Source organism: Serratia sp. CY84636 (assembly GCF_052166245.1).
Lineage (GTDB): Bacteria > Pseudomonadota > Gammaproteobacteria > Enterobacterales > Enterobacteriaceae > Serratia > Serratia nevei.
The window spans coordinates 749559-772952 of record NZ_JBJNOX010000001.1; the positions used below are offsets into that span (position 1 = coordinate 749559).

Genomic DNA, 23394 nt, shown 5'->3' on the forward strand with positions numbered 1-23394 from the left:
ACAGCATTATTTACCGTGTTCGGCCTGCAGCGTGGCGAACCACGGCTGCACGAAGTCGCTGCTGCTGCCCCAGCCGGGGATGATCTTCGCCAGCCCGGCGACGTTGACCGGCCCCGGCTGCGCCAGCAACAGCGCTTGCGGAATGACCGTCGCTTTGAACTGATAGCTGTCCGGCGTGCTTTCCCCGGCGATCTTGTTGGCCACCAGGCGCAGGTTGACTGCACCGATAAGTTTCGGATCCACCGCCACGCTGACCTGCCACGGGCTGCCGGCTTCGCGCATCAGTTGTAAGTCCTGGTTGGAGATATCGATGCTGTACAGCTTGATCTCGGTGCGGCCGTTCTCTTTCAATGCCTTGTAAGCGCCCTGGGTGAAGGCGTCCCAGGTGCCCCAGATGGCGTCGATCTTGCCTTTCGGGTATTTCGCCAGCACCGCGCCCACTTTATTGGCTGTATCGCCCTGTACGTCGGAGGAGACCGCGCCGATCGATTCCAGCTCGTGAATGCCCGGATGCTGTTTCAGCAGCTGCTGATAGGCGGCCTGGCGGCGTTCCATCGGTGGGAAGCCGGCCACCCAGAGTTTGATGATGTTGGCCTGGCCGTTGAAATCCTTCACCAGCTGGCCGAAGGAGGCGTTGGCCAGCGAAGCGTCGTCCTGCTGCGAGACGGTGACGCCGGGAACGCTGCCGCTGACGTCGGTATCGAAAGCCGCGACGGCGATGCCGGCCACCGCGATACGTTTGACCAACTCGGTGGAATAGGGGGCTCGTCCCTGCGAGAGGATGATGCCGTCATATTTCTGGCTGATAGCCTGGTTGACGAAGTCCTGGAAACGCGCGTCGTCGCCGTTGCTGAGGAAGGTGTCCACCTTGAAGCCCAGCTTGCGTCCTTCCTGAATGGCGCCCGCCAAAAATTGCGTGGTGTTGTCGTCGGATCCGAGGTTACGGATCACCGCGATGCGCACCGGCCCCTGATGCTGAGCGATGGCGGCCGGCACGGCGGCGTTTTCCGCCGCCTGCAGCGGCAGGGCAGCCAGCAGGCTGAGGGCGAGCAGCGAAGTCTTGAGATTTTTCATTATTATAGGCTCCAAAAAAGCGGGTAAACGGTCCCAGTGAAGGTCTGTTATAGCAGTCTTTCTGTCTGGACGTCTATTTGTTGTTGCGGAGCATCATAGCGAGATGTGGCAGGCGGGGGAATCAGAGCGGTTATGGCTTTTTCTTACTACTTATAACGTCGGGTCTGAGGCATTAAAAAAGGGCCGAGCAAGCTCGACCCTTGATGTAACGCGCCGGTGCGGTTACTTGACCTGCATACCAGGCTGTGCGCCGCTGTCCGGGCTCAGCAGGAAGATCTCTTTCCCGCCGGGGCCCGCCGCCATCACCATGCCTTCCGAAACGCCGAAGCGCATTTTGCGCGGCGCCAGGTTGGCGACCATGATGGTCAGGCGGCCTTCCAGCGCTTTCGGATCCGGGTAAGCGGAGCGAATGCCGGAGAAGATCTGGCGCGATTCGCCGCCCAGATCCAACTGCAGCTTCAGCAGTTTGTCGGAGCCTTCGACAAAGTCGGCGCTCTTGATCAGGGCGATACGCATGTCCACCTTGGCGAAGTCGTCAAAGGTGATGGTTTCCTGAATAGGATCATCGGCCAATGGACCGGTCACCGGCTTGGCGGCGGCCATGTCTTCTTTCGAGGCGTTGACCATTTCGCTGACCTTGTCCAGATCGATGCGGTTGAACAGCGCTTTGAATGCGTTCACCTGGTGGCCCAGCAGCGGCTGTGGGATTGCGTCCCAGCTCAGCTCGGCGTTGAGGAACGCTTCGGCGCGTTCGGTCAGCGAAGGCAGCACCGGCTTCAGGTAAGTCATCAGCACGCGGAACAGGTTGATGCCCATCGAGCAGATGGCCTGCAGATCGGCGTCGCGGCCTTCTTCCTTCGCCACCACCCAAGGTGCCTGCTCATCCACGTAGCGGTTGGCCAGATCGGCCAGCGCCATGATTTCGCGGATCGCGCGGCTGAACTCGCGGCCGGCGTAAGCTTCGGCGATGCTCTGCGCCGCGTCGACGAAGGTCTGGTACAGCGCCGGATCGGCCAGGCTGTCGGCCAGCTTGCCGCCGAAGCGTTTGTTGATAAAGCCGGCGTTACGTGACGCCAGGTTCACCACCTTGTTGACGATGTCGGCGTTTACGCGCTGCACGAAGTCTTCCAGATTGAGATCGATATCATCAATGCGTGAAGAGAGCTTGGCGGCGTAGTAATAGCGCAGGCAGTCGGCGTCCAGATGCTGCAGGTAGGTGCCGGCCTTGATGAAGGTGCCGCGCGACTTGGACATTTTGGCGCCGTTCACCGTCACGTAGCCGTGCACGAACAGGTTGGTCGGTTTGCGGAAGTTGCTGCCTTCCAGCATCGCCGGCCAGAACAGGCTGTGGAAGTAGACGATGTCCTTGCCGATAAAGTGATACAGCTCGGTGGTGGAGTCTTTGCGCCAGAACTCGTCGAAGTCCAGATCGCCGCGCTTGTCGCACAGGTTCTTGAAGGAGCCCATGTAGCCGATCGGCGCGTCCAGCCAGACGTAGAAGTATTTACCCGGCGCATCCGGGATCTCGAAGCCGAAGTAAGGCGCATCGCGGGAGATGTCCCACTGCTGCAGGCCGGATTCGAACCACTCCTGCATCTTGTTCGCCACTTGCTCTTGCAGCGCGCCGGAGCGCGTCCACGCCTGCAGCATTTCGCTGAAGGCCGGCAGGTCGAAGAAGAAGTGCTCGGAGTCGCGCATCACCGGCGTCGCGCCGGAAACCACGGACTTCGGATCGATCAGTTCCGTCGGGCTGTAGGTGGCGCCACACACTTCGCAGTTATCGCCGTATTGATCCGGCGATTTGCATTTCGGGCAGGTGCCTTTCACGAAACGGTCCGGCAGGAACATGCCTTTCTCCGGATCGTACAGCTGAGAAATGGTGCGGTTCTTGATAAAACCGTTTTCTTTCAGGCGGCTGTAAATCAGGGTGGACAGCTCACGGTTTTCATCGCTATGGGTTGAATGGTAGTTGTCATAGCTGATGCCAAAGCCGGCGAAATCCTGTTGGTGCTCCTGGCTCATCTCCGCGATCATTTCTTCCGGTTTCACGCCCAGTTGCTGCGCTTTCAGCATGATCGGCGTGCCGTGCGCGTCGTCCGCGCAGATGAAATGCACTTCGTGGCCGCGCATTCGTTGGTAACGCACCCAGATATCCGCCTGGATGTGCTCGAGCATGTGGCCGAGATGGATGGAACCATTTGCGTACGGTAGCGCGCACGTCACCAATAATTTTTTCGCGACTTGAGCCATAGTGAGAACTTGCTTTCTGTAATGAATAAAAGGGCCTTCGATGTTAACCGATCGCGCCCTTCGCTGCTAGGGCGGTTTCTTGCAGGTTATATGCGCCAGCGGCAGCGCAGTTCTGATATGCTTAGCCGGAAGCTACTCATTCAAAATCAAGGAGCCGGGATGAACGCAAAATCCCCTGAGCAGACCAACCCCGAAGTTCTGCGCGCCCTGGTGACCGGTGTACTGGCCGCCTTTGAACACCCGACGTTGAAAAACAACCTGACCGCATTGAAGGCCATTCATCACTGCGCGTTGCTGGACGATGTACTGCATATCGAACTGACGATGCCGTTTGCCTGGCAGAGCGGTTTTGAGGCGCTGCAGGCGAGCGTCGGCCCCGAGCTGTTGCGCGTGACCGGCGCTTCCGCTATCGACTGGAAGCTGAAACACGACATCACGACGCTGAAACGCGCCAACGGCCAGGCCGGCATCAAAGGCGTGCGCAACATCGTCGCCGTCAGCTCCGGCAAAGGCGGGGTGGGGAAATCCAGCACCGCCGTCAACCTGGCGCTGGCGCTGGCCGCCGAAGGGGCCAAGGTCGGTATTCTGGACGCCGACATTTACGGCCCGTCGATCCCCAACATGCTGGGTACCGAACATGAGCGGCCGACCTCGCCGGACGGTCAGCACATGGCGCCGATCGTGGCGCACGGCCTGGCGACCAACTCCATCGGTTACCTGGTGACCGACGATAACGCCATGGTGTGGCGCGGCCCGATGGCCAGCAAGGCGCTGATGCAGCTGCTGCAGGATACGCTGTGGCCGGATCTGGATTACCTGGTGCTGGACATGCCGCCGGGCACCGGCGACATCCAGCTGACGCTGTCGCAGAACATTCCGGTGACCGGCGCGCTGGTGGTTACCACCCCGCAGGATATCGCTTTGCTGGATGCCGCCAAGGGTATCGTGATGTTCGAGAAAGTGCATGTGCCGGTGCTGGGCATCGTGGAGAACATGAGCGTGCACATCTGCAGCAACTGCGGTCACCATGAGCCGATCTTCGGCACCGGTGGCGCTGAGAAGCTGGTGCAGAAATACCACAGCCGTCTGCTGGGGCAGATGCCGCTGCATATCTCGCTGCGCGAAGACCTGGATCGCGGTACGCCGACGGTGATCAGCCGCCCGGACAGCGAATTCGCCGAGATGTATCGCCAGCTCGCCGGCCGCGTGGCCGCGCAGATGTATTGGCAGGGCGAGGCGATCCCGACGGAGATTGCTTTCCGCGCGCTGTAATCTGCCTATGGCAATGCACGAGCCCGGCTTAAACGCCGGGTTTTTTTATGGGATGCGGGCAGGGTTGTGCAAATCCGCGCGGGTATAAGGACGTTCGATTTGCGCCAGCGTTTTGGCGATATGTTCCAGCAACCCCTGGGTGGGGGCCGGCTGACGCTGTCCCATCAGTGCCAACGGCAAGGCCAGCGCGATGACGAATTGCGGCCAGGAGAGGTGCGGGCGCGTTTTGCTCTGCTGCAGCCACAGGAACAGTGCGCTGGCCAGGTAGCCTAAAATCAGCCCGCTGATCACCTCGGATACTGAGTGAACGCGAATTTCCAGCCGCGACACGCCGATGGTGAAAGGCAATATCCACCCGGTCAACAGCGCGAGGCTGCGCACCGGATGGGAAAATCGGCCGGTCAACGCCCAGAGCAGCGGCGGCCAGATGCTGGCCGCGAGGGCCGAATGGCCGCTGAATCCGGTGAAATCATAGCGCTCGCTGCCGATGCCCCAGCCCATAAAGGCCAGTTTGGACAGGCAGACCAGCCCGCCGGTGAAGCCGAAGATCAGCGCCCACTGCCAGCCTGCCGCGCGGGTGGCGGAAGACGTGAGCAGCAACAAAAACAGAATCAGCGCGCAGGGCAGCAGCAGCATGCTGTCGCCGAAAAAAGTCAAAAAATACCAATCCAGCACATCAATCTCCGATGAAAGACTACGGGGTCCAGAAGTCAGCGCTGGAGTTTAACCTGTTGCCGGGCATTGCCCTAGCCGTGAGATTCTTAAAATGCGCGTTGCCGATACGGCGCGATAGCCCGAATTCGCCCGCCGTCGCGCAATATACAGTGGCGCAAACCCCGACGACTCCCTATAATTGTCGCGTTTTAGTTCCCCCCTTCACATTACGAAATCAGGTCTTTAATTTTATGACTGACAATCCGCATCAGTGCGTCATTATTGGTATAGCTGGCGCATCTGCCTCCGGAAAAAGCCTTATTGCCAGCACGTTGTACCGCGAACTCCGCGAGCAGGTCGGCGATGAGCACATCGGCGTTATTCCAGAAGACAGTTACTATAAAGACCAGACTCACCTGACCATGGAAGAACGGGTCAAAACCAACTATGACCACCCGAGCGCCATGGATCACAATCTGCTGTTCCAGCATCTGCAGATGCTGAAGGCCGGCAAGGCGATCGAACTGCCGCTGTACAGCTACACCGAACACACGCGCAAGAAAGAAACCATCCATCTCGAACCTAAAAAAGTGATTATTCTGGAAGGGATCTTGCTGCTGACGGATATCCGCCTGCGCCAGGAGATGAACTTCTCGATCTTCGTCGACACGCCGCTGGATATCTGCCTGATGCGCCGCATGAAGCGCGACGTCAACGAGCGCGGCCGCTCGATGGATTCGGTGATGGCGCAATACCAGAAGACCGTGCGCCCGATGTTCCTGCAGTTTATCGAACCTTCCAAACAATACGCCGATATCATCGTCCCGCGCGGCGGCAAGAACCGCATCGCGATCGATATTCTGAAAGCCAAAATCAGCCAATTCTTTGAATAATGCCGCTTAATGGCCGGAAATGTGCATTTCCGGCCGGTGGCCAACTATTTGCACCCCGGCGTAGACCTTTCGCCCGTTGTGTGGCAATTTTTGTTTAGTGACGCGTTTTGATGGAGAAGAAAGACATGAGACTGTGCGACCGCGATATAGAAGCCTGGCTGGATAGCGAGAAACTGGTGATTTCCCCGCGCCCGCCGCTCGAACGCATCAACGGGGCCACAGTAGATGTCCGTTTGGGCAATCAGTTCCGCGTGTTCAGTGGCCATACCGCGCCTTTTATCGATCTTAGCGGGCCGAAAGACGAAGTCAGCGCCGCGCTGGATCGCGTGATGAGCGACGAGATTGTCCTGCCGGAAGGCGAGGCGTTCTTCCTCCATCCCGGCGAGCTGGCCCTGGCGGTGACGTTCGAATCCGTGACGCTGCCGGACGATCTGGTCGGTTGGCTCGACGGCCGTTCTTCTTTGGCGCGCCTGGGGCTGATGGTGCACGTGACCGCACACCGTATCGATCCGGGCTGGCATGGGCGCATCGTGCTGGAGTTCTACAACTCCGGCAAGCTGCCGCTGGCGCTGCGGCCGGGGATGCTGATTGGCGCCCTGAGCTTTGAGCCGTTGTCCGGCCCGGCGGCCCGGCCATACAACAGCCGCCAGGACGCAAAATATCGCGATCAGCAGGGCGCAGTAGCCAGTCGAATCGACAAGGACTAACGGCGCGGGATGCACCGTCGGTGTGGCGCTGACAAGAGGGTGGCATGAGAAGATTACTGACGACATTGGCGATTTTACTGGTGGTCGTGGTGGCGGGGATGTCCGCGCTGGTACTGCTGGTCAATCCGAATGATTTTCGCGGCTACATGGTCAAAAAGGTCGAGCAGAAGAGCGGCTACCAACTGACGCTCGAAGGCGACCTGCGGTGGCACATCTGGCCGCAGCTCAGCATTTTGGCCGGCCGCATGACGCTAACCGCACCGGGTGCCAAAGCGCCAGTGGTGAGTGCGGAAAACATGCGCCTCGATGTCAAACTGTTGCCGCTGCTGTCGCATCAGCTGTTTGTGAAGCAGGTGATGTTGAAAAACGCGGTTATCCGCCTCACGCCCGACAGCGAAGAGCACTCGCAGGTGGACGCCCCAATCGCACCCGCCGGTAGCGGTACTGACGCGGCAGACGCGGCCTGGAAGTTCGATATCGATAACCTTCGGGTGGTGGACAGCCTGCTGATTTGGCAGCGTGCCGATAACGAACAAATCAATGTCCGGGATATCAATCTCACCCTGCAACAAACGGAGAAACGCCAGGCGCAGCTGGAACTTTCCAGCCGGGTCAACCGCGATCAGCGTGACCTGACCTTCAGCATGGCGGCCGATGTCGATCTGCAGCAGTTCCCACGCCAGATTGGCGCCAAAGTGACCCAGTTCAATTACCAACTGGCGGGCGCGGATATTCTGAACGGCGGTATTCAGGGAGAGGGTAATGCCCAGGTGGTCTATCAGCAGACGCCGGCGCAGATTGCCGTCAGCCAGCTGAACGTCAGCGCCAATAACAGTCAGTTGACCGGCGATATCAGCGCCACGCTGGGGGCAGTGCCCGGCTATGTGGTGAACCTCAATTCGGCAAACCTCGATCTCGACGCGCTTTCCGGCTGGCAATCCAGCACCACGACCGCCGAGCAGCCCGCCGTGACTTCCGCGCCGGTGATCGCCAGCCAGGTTGACGATCGGCAGCAAAACCTGGAGGCGCTGCGCGATTTCACTGCACAGTTGAACCTGCAGGCGGCACAGGTAACCTATCGCGGTATGAACGTTACCCAGTTGGCCGTTACGGCGGACAACCAACGCGGCCTGCTGACGTTGCACAAGCTTGCCGGGCAATTGGCCGGCGGAGATTTCTCCTTGCCGGGAATGCTCGACGCGCGCGGCAATAAACCGGTGATAAGCGTGCAACCGGTGCTGAATCAGGTTGAGCTTGGCACGGTGCTCAAGGCATTCGATATGCCGCAGATGCTCACCGGCAAGTTCAGCATGAAAGGGGATCTGACCGGCGATCGCCTCTCTTCACAGGCATTTGAGCGCCGCTGGCGCGGTACGGCGCAGCTGGCGATGCAGGATGCGCAGCTGCACGGCCTGAATATTCAGCAGCTGATTCAGCAGGCGGTGGCGCGTAATGATAACAGCGTACGTGGGCAAGACAGCTATCAGCGCTATACCGAAGTCAAAAGCGTCTCGGCGCAGGCCAGCCTGAGTCAGGGCACGGTCAAACTCAGCGGCCTGACGGCGGATTCGCCTTTGCTGGCGCTGACCGGCGCCGGCAGCATCGATATGCCGGGCAAACAGTGCGACATGGTGCTCAACGTGCGCGTCACCGGCGGTTGGCAAGGGCGCGGCGAGCTGATTGAGCAACTGCAAAAAACGCCGATCCCGCTGCGGGTCTATGGGCCTTGGCAACAGCTGAATTATCAACTGCAGGTCGATCAAGTGCTGCGCAAAACGCTGCAGGATCGGGCCAAGGATGCGTTGAACAAATGGGCTGAAAAGAACAAGGATTCGCGCGAAGGCCAGGATCTGAAGAAGCTGCTCGACAAGCTGTAATCTCCTCTGACGCGGGTCGCATTGTGGCCCGCGTCAATCTCGATGTTTCCCGCGATAATTTCTCTCCGTTACCTTGATGAAGGTCATGAAGACTCATGCGCAGTTTGTGCAGAGTAAGGGACTGTTCTGCTATGACTATGCGCCTGAGCGCGAAAACATGACGAGTTGAGGAAACATGATAGAGCTTCTTATTGGCGCCGTAGTGGCGGCGGGCGTGGGCCGTTACATCATCAAGGGGTATTCCGCCACCGGCGTCTTGATGGTGGGCGGGTTACTGCTGCTCGGTATCAGCGCCCTGATGGGGAAAACGCTGTTGCCGTCCGGCGCCGCGTCTACCGGCTGGCGCGCGACCGACATGATCGAATACGTCAAGATTCTGTTGATGAGCCGCGGCGGCGATCTGGGCATGATGATCATGATGCTGTGCGGTTTCGCCGCTTACATGACGCATATCGGCGCCAACGACGTGGTCGTCAAGCTGGCCTCGCGCCCGTTGCAGATGATCAACTCGCCTTATCTGCTGATGGTGGCGGCCTATTTTGTCGCTTGCCTGATGTCATTGGCGGTCTCTTCCGCCACTGGCCTCGGCGTATTGCTGATGGCGACGCTGTTCCCGTTGATGGTGAACGTTGGCATCAGCCGCGGGGCGGCGGCGGCCATTTGCGCTTCGCCGGCGGCGATTATCCTGGCGCCGACCTCTGGCGACGTGGTGCTGGCGGCCAAGGCGGCGGAGATGCCGCTGGTGGACTTCGCGTTCAAAACCACGCTGCCGATCTCGATTGCCGCCATCGTCTGCATGGCCGTGGCGCACTTTTTCTGGCAGCGCTATCTCGACAAAAAGAACAATGAACAGCATCACATCATGGACGTCAGCGAAATCAACACCCACGCGCCGGGGTTCTATGCGATTTTGCCGTTTACGCCGATCCTCGGCGTGCTGATTTTCGACGGAAAATGGGGGCCGGAGCTGCATATCATTACCGTACTGGTCGGGTGCATACTGTTAGCGGCCGTGATCGAGTTTGTGCGCAGCTTCAGCGCCAAACAGGTATTCAGCGGCCTGGAAGTGGCCTATCGCGGCATGGCGGACGCTTTCGCCAGCGTGGTGATGCTGCTGGTGGCCGCGGGTGTGTTCGCGCAGGGGCTGAGCACCGTTGGCTTTATCAGCGGTTTGATCGGGCTGGCGCAGTCGTTCGGCACCGGTGGTTTGATCATGATGTTGGTGCTGGTGGTGATCACCATGCTGGCGGCCATGACTACCGGTTCCGGCAATGCGCCGTTTTATGCGTTTGTCGAACTGATCCCGAAACTGGCGGCGCAGATGGGCGTGAATCCGGCCTATCTGGTAATCCCGATGCTGCAGGCGTCTAACCTTGGCCGCACGCTGTCGCCGGTCTCCGGCGTGGTGGTGGCGGTTTCCGGCATGGCGAAAATCTCGCCGTTCGAGGTGGTGAAACGCACTTCGGTGCCGGTGATTGTCGGGTTGGTGGTGGTGATCGTGGCGACCGAGCTGTTGGTTCCCCAGTAAAAGAAAGGCCGGGCGATGCCCGGCCTCAATGCTAAACCTCGTAGTCCTCCGGTGGGGGAGGCGGGGTGATCTTCACTTTCAGAATGCGGTGGCTGTTAACCTCCAGCGGTTCGAACAGATAGTCACCGATCTTGATTTGCTCGCCTTCTTGCGGCACACGCTGGCTGTGTTCCATCAGCAGCCCCGCCAGCGTGTGGTATTCGCGTTTTTCTTCCAGCGGCATCGGCAGGTACAGCACCAGATCTTCCAGCGGCATATAGCCGTTGGCAATCCAGCTGCCGTCTTCGTTTTGCTGAATGTCATGGCGTGCGTCCACCTCTTCGCCGGCCTCCGGCAGATTGCCGGCGATGGTTTCCATCACGTCCGTCAGGGTGACGATACCTTCGACGGAACCGAACTCGTCGACCACAAAGGCAAAGTGCGTCTGCGCCTGGCGGAACTGTTCCAGGGCGCTTAACAGCGTGAGCTGTTCCGGGAAGATCAGCGGTTGGCGTATCAGCGCGCGCAGATCCAACGGCGCCTGCGCCAACTGCTGTTTGAGGACGTCGATAGTATGGATAACGCCCAGCGGTTCGTCGCTGGCGCTGCTTTCTACCACCACGATGCGCGTGTGCTGATTACGCTCCAGCAATTGCGTCAGTTTCTCCTGCGGATCGTTCAGCTCGAGGTATTCGACGTCGTGACGCGAAGTCATGATGCTGCTGACCGTGCGCTGCGCCATGCCCAGCACGCGTTCGATCATGCGCCGCTCTTGCTGATTGAAGATCTCGCCGTTTTCGCTGTCGCTGTCCGCCAGCAGGTTGGCGGAGTGGCTGTCGACCTCCGCTTCTTCGTGTTTACCACTCAGCATGCGCAGTACCGCCTCGGCGGTGCGCTCGCGCAGTGGCCGCACCTTCGACAGGAAGCGCCGGCGGTTGAACTGTGCCAGTTGGTTCAATGCTTCGATCATCACCGAGAAGCCGATCGCCGCGTAGAGGTAACCTTTCGGAATATGATAGCCGAAGCCCTCCGCCACCAGGCTGAAGCCGATCATCAGCAGGAAGCTCAGGCACAGGATAACGATAGTCGGGTGAGCGTTGACGAAGCGCGTCAGCGGCTTGCTGGCCAGCAGCATCAGGCCGATGGCGATACACACCGCGATCATCATCACCGCCAGGTGGTCGACCATGCCGACCGCGGTGATCACCGAGTCGAGCGAGAAAACGGCGTCCAGCACCACGATCTGCGCCACCACCGGCCAGAAACGCGCGCCTTTGCGTGCGCCGTGCTGTTCTTCATCCTTGCCCTCCAGCCGTTCGTTCAGCTCCATGGTGGCCTTGAACAGCAGGAATATCCCGCCGACCAGCATGATCAGATCGCGGCCGCTGAAGGGGTGCTCCGCGACGATGAACATCGGTTTGGTCAGCGTCGCCAGCCACGAGATGGAAGCGAGCAGCGCCAGGCGCATGACCAGCGCCAGCAACAGACCGACGACACGAGCCTTATCTCTTTGTTGTTTTGGTAGTTTGTCCGCCAGAATGGCGATGAAGACAAGGTTGTCTATACCCAGAACGATTTCCAGCACGACCAATGTGGCCAGGCCGGCCCAAATTGTTGGATCAGCGATCCATTCCATACGCCCAATTTCACCTGTAAGTTCTACGGCTTATGCCGCACGGGAATGATGGGCGCTGGGGCGGCAAAATTCAACTTTAAAAAACCGTAAATATCTCACGGCGAATTCACTATCAATGCTGATAGCTCAAACATGACTTAAAAAACACCACAAAAGCCGGCAGTGAGGGCGGGAATTTCCCCAGTGGCCCAGCAAGTCGGCTACGATGGAGAAAGTTGGGGAATAAATTTTTTGAAAATCAGCGTATTGCCTATTGGCAATACGGCTACACTACGGGCAGGTCATGGTGATGAGTAGTCTTATTCTGAAAAGGTCGGTGAGCGCCATCTTTGGCTTGTGTCGCTAAACTAATAGTATAAGAATCTTAGATAATATGTGGTGAGACGCATTAACTTTTTCATTATAAGGCGTGTCTTCATGAAGGTTGATATTCAATAAAAACAGATGATTATGATCTCCTCGAGGAGATTTTTTCATCAGTATGAGCATTGGTGCAGGCACAGCGGGTTGGTAACTGAGAGCCAAGGGCGGTAGCGTGCCTTTTTTTGGCGGATACGCTGCGGTAATCCCGGTGTGGTGGTTGAATAATAACCCATGTATGAATCGACATGTACAGAGTTATATGGAAGGACAAATGTATAAACGAATGAAAGCCGTAATTCCGGTAGCTGGTTTGGGAACTCGAATGCTCCCTGCGACTAAGGCCATTCCAAAAGAAATGTTGCCTGTTGTCGATAAACCATTGATCCAATACATTGTTAATGAATGCGTATTGGCAGGTATCAAAGATATCATTTTGGTCACTCACTCTTCAAAGAATGCGATAGAGAACCATTTCGATACCTCTTTTGAACTGGAAGCCATGCTGGAAGCGCGTGTGAAGCGTCAACTACTCGCCGAAGTAAAGAGCATTTGCCCACCTGATGTCACTATTATGCAAGTGCGGCAGGGCCAGGCAAAAGGACTGGGTCATGCTGTCCTTTGTGCAGAGCCGATGGTGGGCGATGAACCCTTTGTTGTGATCTTGCCTGATGTTTTGCTCGACGAAGAATCTGCAGATCTCACCGCTGACAATTTGGCATCGATGCAACGCCGTTTTGCTGAAACGGGATGTAGTCAAATTATGGTCGAACCTGTACCAGAACAAGATGTTTCAAAGTATGGGGTGGTTGATTGTGGCGGCGTCGTCATCGAGGCCGGTGAAAGCGCGCGAATGAATGCGATAGTAGAAAAACCGGCGCGTGAAGATGCACCGTCTAATTTAGCCGTTGTAGGGCGCTACGTGCTGTCATCTTCCATTTGGGATCTGTTGCGGAAAACACCGGCAGGTGCAGGCGGCGAAATTCAGCTCACGGATGCGATCGCAATGCTAATGGAAAAAGAAAACGTTGAAGCTTTCCATATGAGCGGAAAGTCGCATGACTGCGGTGATAAGTTAGGTTATATGAAAGCTTTCGTTCAATATGCTGTCCGTCACCCTTCTGAAGGGAAAGCATTTAAAGAATTATTGAATAAAATGATCAAACACAGCGAGTAAGAGCTACCGGTAATAAAAGCATAAAGTAAAAAGCATATCCTGAAAGCAGAAGATAATTGTCAAAAGAGTCATCGAATATGCAAGCATTGCAAGGAAAGAAAATTTGTATCGTCGTGCCGACCTTCTTTGGTGGCGGGGCGGAAAGAATCGCCTTGAATTTGGCTGAGTATTACTCAAAAAACAACCAGGTTAAGATTCTGGCCTTCAATGCAGAAGGTCCTTATCGATCGCAGATCTCTGACAATATTAAAGTTTATGATGCCGGCGTGAAGGTGGCCAGCAGAGGCTTAAAAAAAATATATGCGACATTTAAATCAATAGATTATGATGTCGTTATTTCAGTTATGCGGGACTCAAATATTTGGACTGGGCTGGCTCATCTGCTGTTGAGAAAGAAGAAGATAATATTTTTAGAGGCAAGCACCATGCATGGCATTCAAAAAATGCCAACGCTAAAAAGGAATATCTTCAAATGGCTAATGAGAGTGGCTTATCTACGAGCGGATAAAGTTATTTCCAACTCGTATGATACGGAAAGTGATCTGGTTAATAATAAGATAATCAGTAAGAACAGCAAAAAAAGCGTTGTCATTGGTAACCCGGTATTACCGGATAATGTGGCGGCACTGGCGAGTGAGTCAATCGATCACGAATGGTTCAATGATACGAATTTGAAGGTCGTATTAAGCGTGGGCCGACTGCATGAGTTGAAAAACTTCCCAATGCTGATCAAGGCATTTTCTTTGCTGCAAAAGGAGCAGAGTAATACACGCTTGGTGATACTAGGCGCTGGTGAAGACGCAGCTAAAGATAAATTGATGTCGCTGGCTGATTCTTTACAAATATCGCCTTTCGTACAAATTCTTAGCTTCGAAAAAAATCCTTACCCGTTTTATCAAAAAGCCAGCGTATTTGCTTTGTGCTCGGAGTGGGAGGGATTTGGTAATGTGTTGGTTGAAGCCTTGAGTTGCGGTACGCCGGTCGTCAGTACTAATTGCCCTGGCGGCCCAAAAGAGATCCTTGAAAATGGCAAGTTTGGTCGTCTGGTAACACCAGGTGATGTTACCATGCTGGCTAAAGAATTGGACTATGTTCTGAGTGAAAATGTGTATTCAGAGCAAGAGTTGAAGTCCAGAGCGGCCGATTTTGAAATCGGAAAGATAGCGGAACGGTATATAAGGCAAATTTAAACGGTAAATATCGTCATAGTGTATAAACTTTTTAAATATATAAATGCGAGACGTGATGTCTAGTGACTCATTAAAAAAGAAAGCGATACTGGGTATTATCTGGAACGTCGCGGAGAAATTTCTTGTCCAAGGTGCCAAGTTTGTCATCGGGATAATACTGGCACGAATCATTTCGCCAGAAGACTTCGGTCTCATCGGCATGATTCTTATTTTCATTGTGTTATCTGATATAATCACAGATGGTGGGTTTTCGCAGGCACTAATACAAAAAAAGGACAGGAAAAACATCGATTTTTCCACGGTTTTTTACTTTAATATACTTATCAGCTTACTTCTTTATGCCTTGCTTTACGTCTGCTCACCAAGTATCGCGCATTTCTTTAATAATGATAAGCTGATTGATGTAGTAAGAATATTGTCCTTAAATATCATCATAAAGTCTTTTTATCTTATACACTTAACAAAATTATCAATAGAATTGAACTTTAAGTTAAGAACAAAGATAAATATCATTTCTGTTATAATAAGCGGTGCGCTTTCGCTTTATCTTGCCTACAACGGTTATGGCGTAATGGCGTTGGTTTACCAAACGTTATCCAACTCGTTAATTACATTGTTCTTGATGTATTTTGCGGTGAAATGGTATCCAACTCTTCAATTTTCTATGGATAGTTTGAGAAAACTTTTTGGATTTGGCTCAAAGTTGTTGCTTGCCAGTTCCATCGTCACGATCGTTGACAACTCCTATTCAATTTTGATTGGGCGGTACTTTAATAGTCGTGATGTCGGATATTACACACAGGGGAGGACAGTGCCCGATCTTCTCTCATCTAATCTGTACAGTGTACTACAAGCGGTCATGTTTCCTGTAATGACATCGACTCAAGATGATCGGGAGCGTTTAGTCAGAATTTATAAAAAAAGTCTAAACATGACCGCATTTATAATTATTCCCACGATGGTTGGATTTAGCTTTATCGCTGAGCCATTTGTTCGCGTATTCTTGACTGAAAAATGGTTGCCAGCCGTTGTTGTCATTCAGTGGTTATGTTTGGCAAGAATGGTTACGCCAATCAGCGCACTGAACTGCAGCATACTCAATGCGACTGGGCGTTCTGATATCTATCTCAAAGTCGATCTCATGAAACTGCCATTGACTTTTGGTGTGCTATTCATGACCGCTCCTTATGGGCTACGCGCTGTTGTCATCGGGTATTTCGCCGTTGCTGTCATCTCTTTCTTCATCCATGCATATTATCCCGGTAAGCTATTTGGTTATGGGGCCTGGAAGCAGCTGAAAGATATGACGCCTATTTTTATCGCGACGGCAGCAATGTCGGCCGTGCTGTATTTTATACACATTGACGGTGGCATCTACGAACTCATGGTCAAAATCGTAGTTGGCATTGTGGTTTATGTCCTTGCGAGCCTAATAACCAAGTCTGACTCATGTTTGGAAATCATCAGGATACTTAGAAGCAAGTTACTGAAAAGTTGACTAATGCTAAGATTTATTTGTTTTTATATCACTTGGGGTTTTCAGTGAAGAATATTCTTTTTGTTATGCCAGTGTTGGGACGAACCGGCGCGGATCGCGTCATTTTTACGTTGCTAAATAATATCGATAGAGCAAGGTTCAAGCCATTTCTTCTGCTTTATAAAAACGATCCGGAAATAAATACGTTGGTGAAGGATTTGTGTTCCGACGTTACGGTGCATTATTTAAATATTCAGGGCCGGGCGCGCTCTTCATTTCCTAAAATAATAAGTGGGATTAGTAAGTTTACTAAATCCAATGCGATTGACACTATCTTAATCAGTTCCGGAACATCGAATGCAGTACTGTCACCGTTTTTATTCCTGTTTGGGCGTAAGGTGAAAAAAATCGCTAGGGAGTCTAACCTTCCTAGTCTATTCGAAAAAAGCCGAATTGCGAACATTCTCTATAAGACAACATACAGTAACTACGATGCAATCATTGCGCAGAGTGATGATATGTTTAACGACCTGGTCAATAACTTGGGTATCGATAAGCAAAAAATCGTCAAAATAAATAACCCACTGGATTATAGATCCATCGTGAAGCTTTCTGTAGATGAAAGCCTGAGTAACCTTTACGATAAAAGCAAAACGAACCTTCTTAGCATTGGCCGATTAACTTACCAAAAAGGGTTCGATCTTCTGCTTGAAGCGATGTCTAAGCTCGATGATGACCGTTTCCATCTCACAATAATCGGTGATGGCGAAGACAAGGATAAACTGATTGCCTTAAGACGACAGCTTAATCTAGAGTCGAAAGTGACCTTCGTTTCCGGTGTTGATAATCCTTATCCCTATATGAGACAGGCCGACGTGTTCGTTTCCAGTTCTCGTTGGGAAGGATATCCCAATGTTGTTATTGAGTCTTTGCTGTGCGGCACACCGGTGTTGGCCAATAACTATCCTGGGGGCATCGCTGAAATAATTAACGTTCGCAATGGCATGATATGTGATATAGAAAATGAATTCGTACCGTCTTTGGAAAAAGTTGTTGAGATTAAGAATGTTGATTTCGATACTGCAAAAATTGACAGCATCTTTGAGAAATACAATCAAATTCTGAGTTGATGTTTTCGTAGGCGTTCTAAGGCGTTCTATTGATAAAGTGAATTTATAAAGGTGAATGATGATATACGTAAACGCCCGGTTCTTGACTCAGGAAATGACAGGTGTACAACGCTTTGCAGAAGAGATATCCCTAAATTTGCGTTCAATCAGAGATGATGTGGTATTCGTTTCTCCTCCAGGCGTTTTGCGAAATGAGATTGCGGAAAAATTGGGTGTTGAGATCATTGGTCATAGATCGGGACATGCTTGGGAACAAGTGGACTTGCCTCGATACTTAAAGAAAAAAGGATCGCCGTTGCTGATAAATTTGTGCAGCACTGCACCTATATTTTATACTAATAAGGTAGTTACCCATCACGATGTGATTTATAAGCGTTACCCGCAGAGTTATAGTAAGAGCTTTAGACTTTTTTATAATACTCTCGTCCCTCTGATGCTTAAATCGAGCAAAAAGCTGATCACCGTCAGTGAATTCTCAAAGAAAGAAATTAGTGAAACATTCAACTACAATGCAGACAATATTATTGTTGTCAGCAATGCGGTTAACTCATCGTTCACGCCTTCGATAAATCCTGGCTCATCAAAAGAACGCTACTTGCTCTTGGTTTCATCAAAGAACTATCATAAAAATTTCCATGGTGCTATTGCTGCCTTTTCTCAATTGGCTGGACATGGGAATTTCTCATTAAAGATAATTGGTGCTGCAAACGGCAGTTTTTCTGAAATGAATTTAACTGATGAACAAGTTGACAATATAGAATTTATGGGGCGTGTTGACGATGCCACGTTGATCAAACTGTATCAGGGAGCATTGGGCTTTGTGTTTCCCTCGTTCTATGAAGGCTTTGGTATTCCGCCATTAGAGGCGCAAGCCTGTGGCTGCCCAGTTATTTCCTCAAATAAGGCTTCGATGCCGGAAGTGTTGCAGGACAGTGCTTTGTACTTCGACCCCTATAACATTGATGATATTGCGTTGCATATGAAAGCGTTGATCGATGATGAGTGCTTGAGAAACGAATTAAAGGAGAAGGGATATCTTAATGTTAAACGTTTTTCTTGGCATTCCTCTGCTACCAAAGTTAACGAAATTATCAATGGGTTAATTCCTTAGCCGCATCGCAGAATAGGAACTGTACTATGAACATCGTTTGGCGTAGTGTCCTACCTTCTTTATTTGTGATTTCATCCTTGCTGTCAGCCCAAGTTAGTGCCTTTGAAGTGGGTATCGGCATGCATGTGAGAACTTATCCTAATGAGCCGGGATACTACCTGGATAAGATAAAGAATGCTGGATTTACCTCTTTTCGTGAGGATTACCCTTGGCAGCTTGTTGAATTACAAAAAGGGACGTACAGCAATAACAGTTACCTCCAAAAAGTCGATACGGCATTTAATGATAGCGAAAAGTACGGTTTATCTTCAGTTTTAATTCTGGATTACAGCAATAAAAACTACGATTCATACGGATACCCAAATACCGATGCTGCCATTGAAGGTTTTGCAAACTATGCCTATTGGACCGCTAAACGGTTTAGTGGGAAAGTGAAGTACTTCGAAATTTGGAATGAATGGCTGTATAAAACCGGCATTCAGGTGAGAGGGGCCGTCCCTCCGCCTCCTGAGGTGTATGCAAAATTGGTTATTGCGACTGCTAAAGCGGTCAAAAAGGCCAATCCAGATGCAATTATCATTACCGGATCGTTCAGTCCGTTTTCTACCAGAGATGTCGCTTGGTTTGACAAGGTCATTGATGCTGGCGTATTAAACTATATTGATGGTATTTCATTGCATGCATACACTCCTTCAGGGTCTTCGGGTGAAATCAGGACAGCAGAAGGCAATCTACAACTCATTGATGCATATGAAAAACATGTCGCGCAAAAAACCGGTAAAAATGTACCGTTATATATTACAGAGTTAGGCTTCCCGACTTACAATGGCAAGGACGGCCTACGAGCTGATAAGGTCGCTCAGTACGTGATGAAATATACTCTCTTGGCACAAGCCAGGAGTTATATAAAAGGCGTTTGGTGGTACGATCTCATCGACGACGGAACTTCGACGGATAACAAAGAGCATAACTTTGGCTTCTTTACTCGTACTGAATCACCTAAAGAGTCGGTCTCAGCGATAGAAAAAATTACGCAACTGACAAAAAATTATTCTATTCAAAGTGTTAAGAAATCCACTGACGGTACAAATATTGTCACCTTAAAGGACAAAGGTGAAAACAAATTTGCCACAATTTATTGGAAAGAAGATAAACCTGCTGCGAACAAAAATGGCATTCAAAAGCTAATGCAAAGCTTTAGTGCGAAAGACAGCAGTGATAAAGTTAATTTTTTAAACGACCCAGGTATAGACAGTTCTACGCCACAGGCGTCATCAACGCCAACAATTATTTACTCTAATAATAAACCGGCAGTGATTAACTGATTATGTTAAAATGAATTGATAGGGAAGGGGATATTTTGAAAGTACTGCATGTTGCAGAAACAATAAAGGGTGGCGTGGCCACTGTTTTGCGTCAGTTATTATCTGACAGGTCAGAAGAGAGAGAGTTATACTGTCTGGTTCCTGACGCTCATCGTAAAGAGTTGCACGAGTTTGATAATGAGAATGCGCTTTTCTTCAAACGGTCTGGAAGAGATGTTAAATCTCTTTTATCCTTGCTCGTTAACTACATTCGATTCATAAAACAACACCGTCCAGAGATCATTCATATACACAGTTCATTTGCTGGGGTTGTTTGTCGCAGTGTCTTGCCATTTGTCTATTTTTGGTATAGGCCTAAAGTTGTTTATTGCCCACATGCATTCTCTTTTATTATGAATGTCTCAGAAAAGAAGAAGAAGATATATTCATTGATTGAACGTACCTTGCTTACTTTTACTGACCGAGTGGTTTGCACAAGCCGCTATGAGATGAATGAAGCTATAAAGTGGGGAATCAAAGAAAGCAAGTGCAAGGTTGTCTATAACGGTATACCGGCCCCCAAAGCGAGTGATAGCGAGACGCATGAGGCATTGTGTGAGGACGAGATAAAAATCCTTTATGTTGGGCGGTTTGACTATCAAAAAGGATTTGATGTTTTGCTTCAGGTTGCCAATCGTCTTCCTGCAGGCATGCATATCACCGCTATTGGTGATGTTGTTCATGCTGATGAATCTCCACCACCGCATGAGAATATCTCCTATCTGGGCTGGCTTGATTATCGTTTAATTGTTCCACACTTTAACAACTCAACATTGCTGTTAATGCCGAGTCGTTGGGAGTCTTTTGGGTTAGTTGCGGTGGAGGCTCAAAGTTTCGGACTGCCTGTAGTCGCTTCTCGTTGCAGTTCTTTACCCGAGGTCGTCGACGAAGGGAGAACTGGATTTTTGTTTGAAACTGAAAATGTTGATGAGATAATCTCGATTCTAAACTCCAAAACTAAAAACGATTGGAAATCAATGCATCAAAGTTGTATTGATTATTATAGCGATAAATTCACTTCAAAAATAATGCTGAAAGAAATAAATCGGCTATATAATGAGTTGATGTAGCGATTCTGATGTTGCTGGCGAGGATAGATACACCTATTAATACTGTCTATGCGCACAGAAACTATTATGCTTTTTTTTAATATTAATGGCTTGATGAATAAGCTTAACTATTATCAGAGGTAGCTGGCTTATGATCGCAGAAAGGCAAAAGAATATGATGAGTTTTCGTCGGGGGACATTGCAATCCAACGCCTCTGTCACTTCAATGATACAAAGATTTTCAGATATATTTATTATATTTTCTGGTCTTTATATTGCGCGGATTTTCTTTCATGAAACGTTTCAGTCACAAGATTTAATTATTGTTTTGACTTCTATCGTCATGTTCCAGATGATTGGTGGAATAACGGACTTTTATCGTTCATGGCGAGGTGTCCGCATTGGTGTAGAATTGCGTGTTATCTTGCAAAACTGGACGTTAAGCGTTCTCTTCACCTTGGGGGTGTTATCGGTAATTAACATTTCTGATAATGATGTGACTCTATATGTTCGCTGGTTTGTTATTGTTAGCATAGGGTTTATAATCTCACGATTAATTATTCGCTTGGCAATTGGTTATCTTCGAAATCTTGGTTTCAATACCCGAAATGTGGCTATCATGGGCGCAGTTCCTGTTGGTATCAGGTTGGCAGAAACACTGCGAGATGCGCATTGGATGGGGTTCCGCGTGTTGGGGATTTACGATGATAATGTCATGCCTGTTGGCTCCAGCATCAATAAATGTGGCGATCTGAAAAAAATGATTGCTGATGCAAAGGAGGGCAAAATTGATCGGGTATATATCGCTTTGCCTATGTCACAGGAGAAACTTATCAAGGAAGTTGTGGCTGAGTTGTCTGACTCGACTTGTTCCGTCATGCTTATCCCGGATATCTTCACCTTTAACCTTTTGCATTCCCGCAGTGAAGAAATAAATGGCGTTCCAGTCGTTTCGCTTTTCGATACGCCAATGAGCGGCGTTAACAAAGTCATTAAACGTTTAGAAGATATTATCCTTTCTATTCTTATTTTGGCATTTATTTCCCCCGTATTGATCCTGATCTCTATTTTCGTAAAATTAAGTTCGCCTGGTCCCGTGATTTTTAAACAAAAGAGGTACGGCATCGATGGGAAGGGCATTGCAGTATGGAAGTTTCGCTCTATGGTGGTGATGGAGAACGATGATAAAGTGGTTCAGGCGAAGAAAGGCGATGCGCGCGTTACAAGCTTAGGCGGTTTTTTACGACGTACCTCCCTTGATGAATTGCCGCAATTTATCAACGTATTGAAGGGTGATATGTCGATTGTTGGTCCAAGGCCCCATGCGGTTGTCCATAATGAGCAATATCGGAAGATGATCAGCGGTTACATGCTTCGGCACAAAATGAAGCCGGGCATTACCGGCTGGGCTCAGATAAACGGTTGGCGTGGCGAAACCGATACGCTGGAAAAAATGGAAAAGCGTGTTGAGTTTGATTTAGAGTACATCCATAACTGGACCCTGTGGTTAGATATAAAGATAATTTTTATGACAATATTCAAAGGGTTCGTTAATAAATCTGCATATTAATAAAAATGGCCGCATAATGCGGCCTTATTTGTATCTGACTTGCAAGTTTTGCGTTTAGAACGTTTTTTAATGGAGAGACATAAGAATGCGTTGGCTCAATAATGCAAGGATCATCGCCATACTTGCTGTTGTTTTATTGCATGTATCCTCGCGTGTCATAACGTGGAGTGAGCTTGGTTCAAACGATTGGTGGTATGCTAATCTCTACGACTCTCTGGTGCGCTGGTGTGTCCCTGTCTTTGTGATGATTTCAGGTGCTCTTTTGCTGGCACCAGAGAAAGCAGAGCCTTTAGGTGTCTTTTATAAAAAACGTGCATCCCGAATCCTTTCCCCTCTGGTTTTTTGGTCACTTTTCTACATGCTTTGGGATTTTTCAAGAAACATGTTAAAAGGTGATCCTAAATCTATTCAGGAGATTTTTTTTGCTTTGCTTTCGGGAAAACCCTATTTTCATATGTGGTTCCTCTTTATGATTCTGGGGCTCTATTTTGTAACACCCTTTATCAGACAGGTCGTTGCTGCATCTGATCGGAAAGCGTTATGGTTGCTCTGTCTGACATTGCTGGCAATATCCTGTTTAAACTCGTATTTCAGCAACCCACATGACATGGTTATTAACTCTGTTTTTATTGTATGGTTTATACCTTACATTCCTTACTTTATCCTGGGCTATCTTTTGAAAGATGAAAGGATATTCCCTTCCATTGTCTGGTTGTGTTTATTCGTTGTTTCGATTGCAGTAACGGCTTTGTGGTATTATTACTGCGCGGTTAACTTAGGTAATGTGCCTGGGCTATACCCATATACATATCTTTCGATCACTGTGATTATTATGTCGATTTCAGCTTTCCAGCTGTTAAAGGTTATCAATATACCCCTCCTCAGTGACCACCAGCTTAAAACGGTGGCTAGTCTGACACTTGGTGTCTACTTGATTCACCCGATTCTCTTGGATGTTTCAAACGCACTGGGGCTGAAACCGGTATCCTACTTACCTCTGATCACTATTCCTTTAGCGACTATCGTTGTCTTCTGCCTCTCTTTAGGATGTGCTTTTGTCTGCAGTAAGCTCCCCCTCTTGAAGCGAACTATCTGA

18 protein-coding genes are annotated in these 23394 nt (G+C 50.5%); 14 read left to right on the top strand and 4 right to left on the bottom strand.

The genetic code is table 11. The features are described 5' to 3' along the window. Nucleotides 1-6: 6 nt before the first annotated feature. The gene (locus ACJ8QI_RS03805) at nucleotides 7-1074 is read right to left on the bottom strand and encodes a sugar ABC transporter substrate-binding protein (protein ID WP_084826553.1); all 1068 of its coding nucleotides are present in this window, start codon (nucleotides 1072-1074) and stop codon (nucleotides 7-9) included. A gap of 222 nt (nucleotides 1075-1296) precedes the next feature. Beyond that, nucleotides 1297-3324: a methionine--tRNA ligase gene (gene metG, locus ACJ8QI_RS03810; protein ID WP_033637732.1), complete on the bottom strand. Its 2028-nt coding sequence runs from the start codon at nucleotides 3322-3324 to the stop codon at nucleotides 1297-1299. A gap of 159 nt (nucleotides 3325-3483) precedes the next feature. Here metG and apbC point away from each other — a divergent pair, with 159 nt between their 5' ends. Next, on the top strand, nucleotides 3484-4596 hold the full coding sequence (gene apbC / locus ACJ8QI_RS03815; RefSeq protein ID WP_038880999.1) for an iron-sulfur cluster carrier protein ApbC: 1113 nt from the start codon (nucleotides 3484-3486) through the stop codon (nucleotides 4594-4596). 45 nt (nucleotides 4597-4641) lie between these two features. Here the strand turns inward: apbC and ACJ8QI_RS03820 are convergent, their stop codons facing one another. After that, the gene (locus ACJ8QI_RS03820) at nucleotides 4642-5271 is read right to left on the bottom strand and encodes a phosphatase PAP2 family protein (protein WP_060440359.1); all 630 of its coding nucleotides are present in this window, start codon (nucleotides 5269-5271) and stop codon (nucleotides 4642-4644) included. Nucleotides 5272-5501: 230 nt separating this feature from the next. Here ACJ8QI_RS03820 and udk point away from each other — a divergent pair, with 230 nt between their 5' ends. From udk to dcuC, 4 genes are all read left to right on the top strand, one after another. Continuing rightward, entirely contained in the window at nucleotides 5502-6143 is a 642-nt protein-coding gene (gene udk / locus ACJ8QI_RS03825) for a uridine kinase (RefSeq protein ID WP_141969946.1), read from the top strand. 125 nt (nucleotides 6144-6268) lie between these two features. Beyond that, nucleotides 6269-6850: a dCTP deaminase gene (gene dcd, locus ACJ8QI_RS03830; RefSeq protein WP_019454407.1), complete on the top strand. Its 582-nt coding sequence runs from the start codon at nucleotides 6269-6271 to the stop codon at nucleotides 6848-6850. A gap of 44 nt (nucleotides 6851-6894) precedes the next feature. Beyond that, a complete protein-coding gene (gene asmA, locus ACJ8QI_RS03835) occupies nucleotides 6895-8727 on the top strand; it encodes an outer membrane assembly protein AsmA (RefSeq protein WP_442532093.1) in 1833 nt (610 codons plus the stop codon). A gap of 175 nt (nucleotides 8728-8902) precedes the next feature. Then, nucleotides 8903-10255, top strand: coding sequence for an anaerobic C4-dicarboxylate transporter DcuC (dcuC, locus tag ACJ8QI_RS03840; protein ID WP_049199037.1), 1353 nt, complete (start codon nucleotides 8903-8905; stop codon nucleotides 10253-10255). 31 nt (nucleotides 10256-10286) lie between these two features. Here the strand turns inward: dcuC and ACJ8QI_RS03845 are convergent, their stop codons facing one another. Further along, nucleotides 10287-11870, bottom strand: a complete 1584-nt coding sequence (locus tag ACJ8QI_RS03845) for a TerC family protein (RefSeq protein ID WP_060440356.1) — start codon at nucleotides 11868-11870, stop codon at nucleotides 10287-10289. A 634-nt stretch (nucleotides 11871-12504) separates the two neighbouring features. Here ACJ8QI_RS03845 and galU point away from each other — a divergent pair. The 9 genes from galU (at nucleotide 12505) to ACJ8QI_RS03890 (ending at nucleotide 23394) form a co-directional block, all read left to right on the top strand. Continuing rightward, nucleotides 12505-13407 carry a UTP--glucose-1-phosphate uridylyltransferase GalU gene (galU, locus tag ACJ8QI_RS03850; protein WP_130018798.1) on the top strand — a complete coding sequence of 301 codons (903 nt, stop codon included), beginning with the start codon at nucleotides 12505-12507 and terminating at the stop codon, nucleotides 13405-13407. Between the two features lie 77 nt (nucleotides 13408-13484). After that, complete coding sequence (locus tag ACJ8QI_RS03855) at nucleotides 13485-14597, top strand: glycosyltransferase (RefSeq protein ID WP_102984982.1); 1113 nt, start codon at nucleotides 13485-13487, stop codon at nucleotides 14595-14597. A 55-nt stretch (nucleotides 14598-14652) separates the two neighbouring features. Further along, nucleotides 14653-16095: a lipopolysaccharide biosynthesis protein gene (locus ACJ8QI_RS03860; RefSeq protein ID WP_149558772.1), complete on the top strand. Its 1443-nt coding sequence runs from the start codon at nucleotides 14653-14655 to the stop codon at nucleotides 16093-16095. Between the two features lie 44 nt (nucleotides 16096-16139). Next, the gene (locus tag ACJ8QI_RS03865) at nucleotides 16140-17204 is read left to right on the top strand and encodes a glycosyltransferase (protein WP_227818424.1); all 1065 of its coding nucleotides are present in this window, start codon (nucleotides 16140-16142) and stop codon (nucleotides 17202-17204) included. A gap of 58 nt (nucleotides 17205-17262) precedes the next feature. Further along, nucleotides 17263-18315, top strand: coding sequence for a glycosyltransferase family 4 protein (locus ACJ8QI_RS03870; RefSeq protein WP_102985051.1), 1053 nt, complete (start codon nucleotides 17263-17265; stop codon nucleotides 18313-18315). A gap of 26 nt (nucleotides 18316-18341) precedes the next feature. Further along, on the top strand, nucleotides 18342-19640 hold the full coding sequence (locus tag ACJ8QI_RS03875) for a cellulase family glycosylhydrolase (protein ID WP_102984980.1): 1299 nt from the start codon (nucleotides 18342-18344) through the stop codon (nucleotides 19638-19640). Between the two features lie 35 nt (nucleotides 19641-19675). Beyond that, nucleotides 19676-20749, top strand: coding sequence for a glycosyltransferase (locus ACJ8QI_RS03880; protein ID WP_442532094.1), 1074 nt, complete (start codon nucleotides 19676-19678; stop codon nucleotides 20747-20749). A 130-nt stretch (nucleotides 20750-20879) separates the two neighbouring features. Continuing rightward, nucleotides 20880-22298, top strand: coding sequence for an undecaprenyl-phosphate glucose phosphotransferase (wcaJ, locus tag ACJ8QI_RS03885; RefSeq protein WP_442532095.1), 1419 nt, complete (start codon nucleotides 20880-20882; stop codon nucleotides 22296-22298). An 85-nt stretch (nucleotides 22299-22383) separates the two neighbouring features. Then, nucleotides 22384-23394, top strand: a complete 1011-nt coding sequence (locus tag ACJ8QI_RS03890) for an acyltransferase (protein WP_343179308.1) — start codon at nucleotides 22384-22386, stop codon at nucleotides 23392-23394.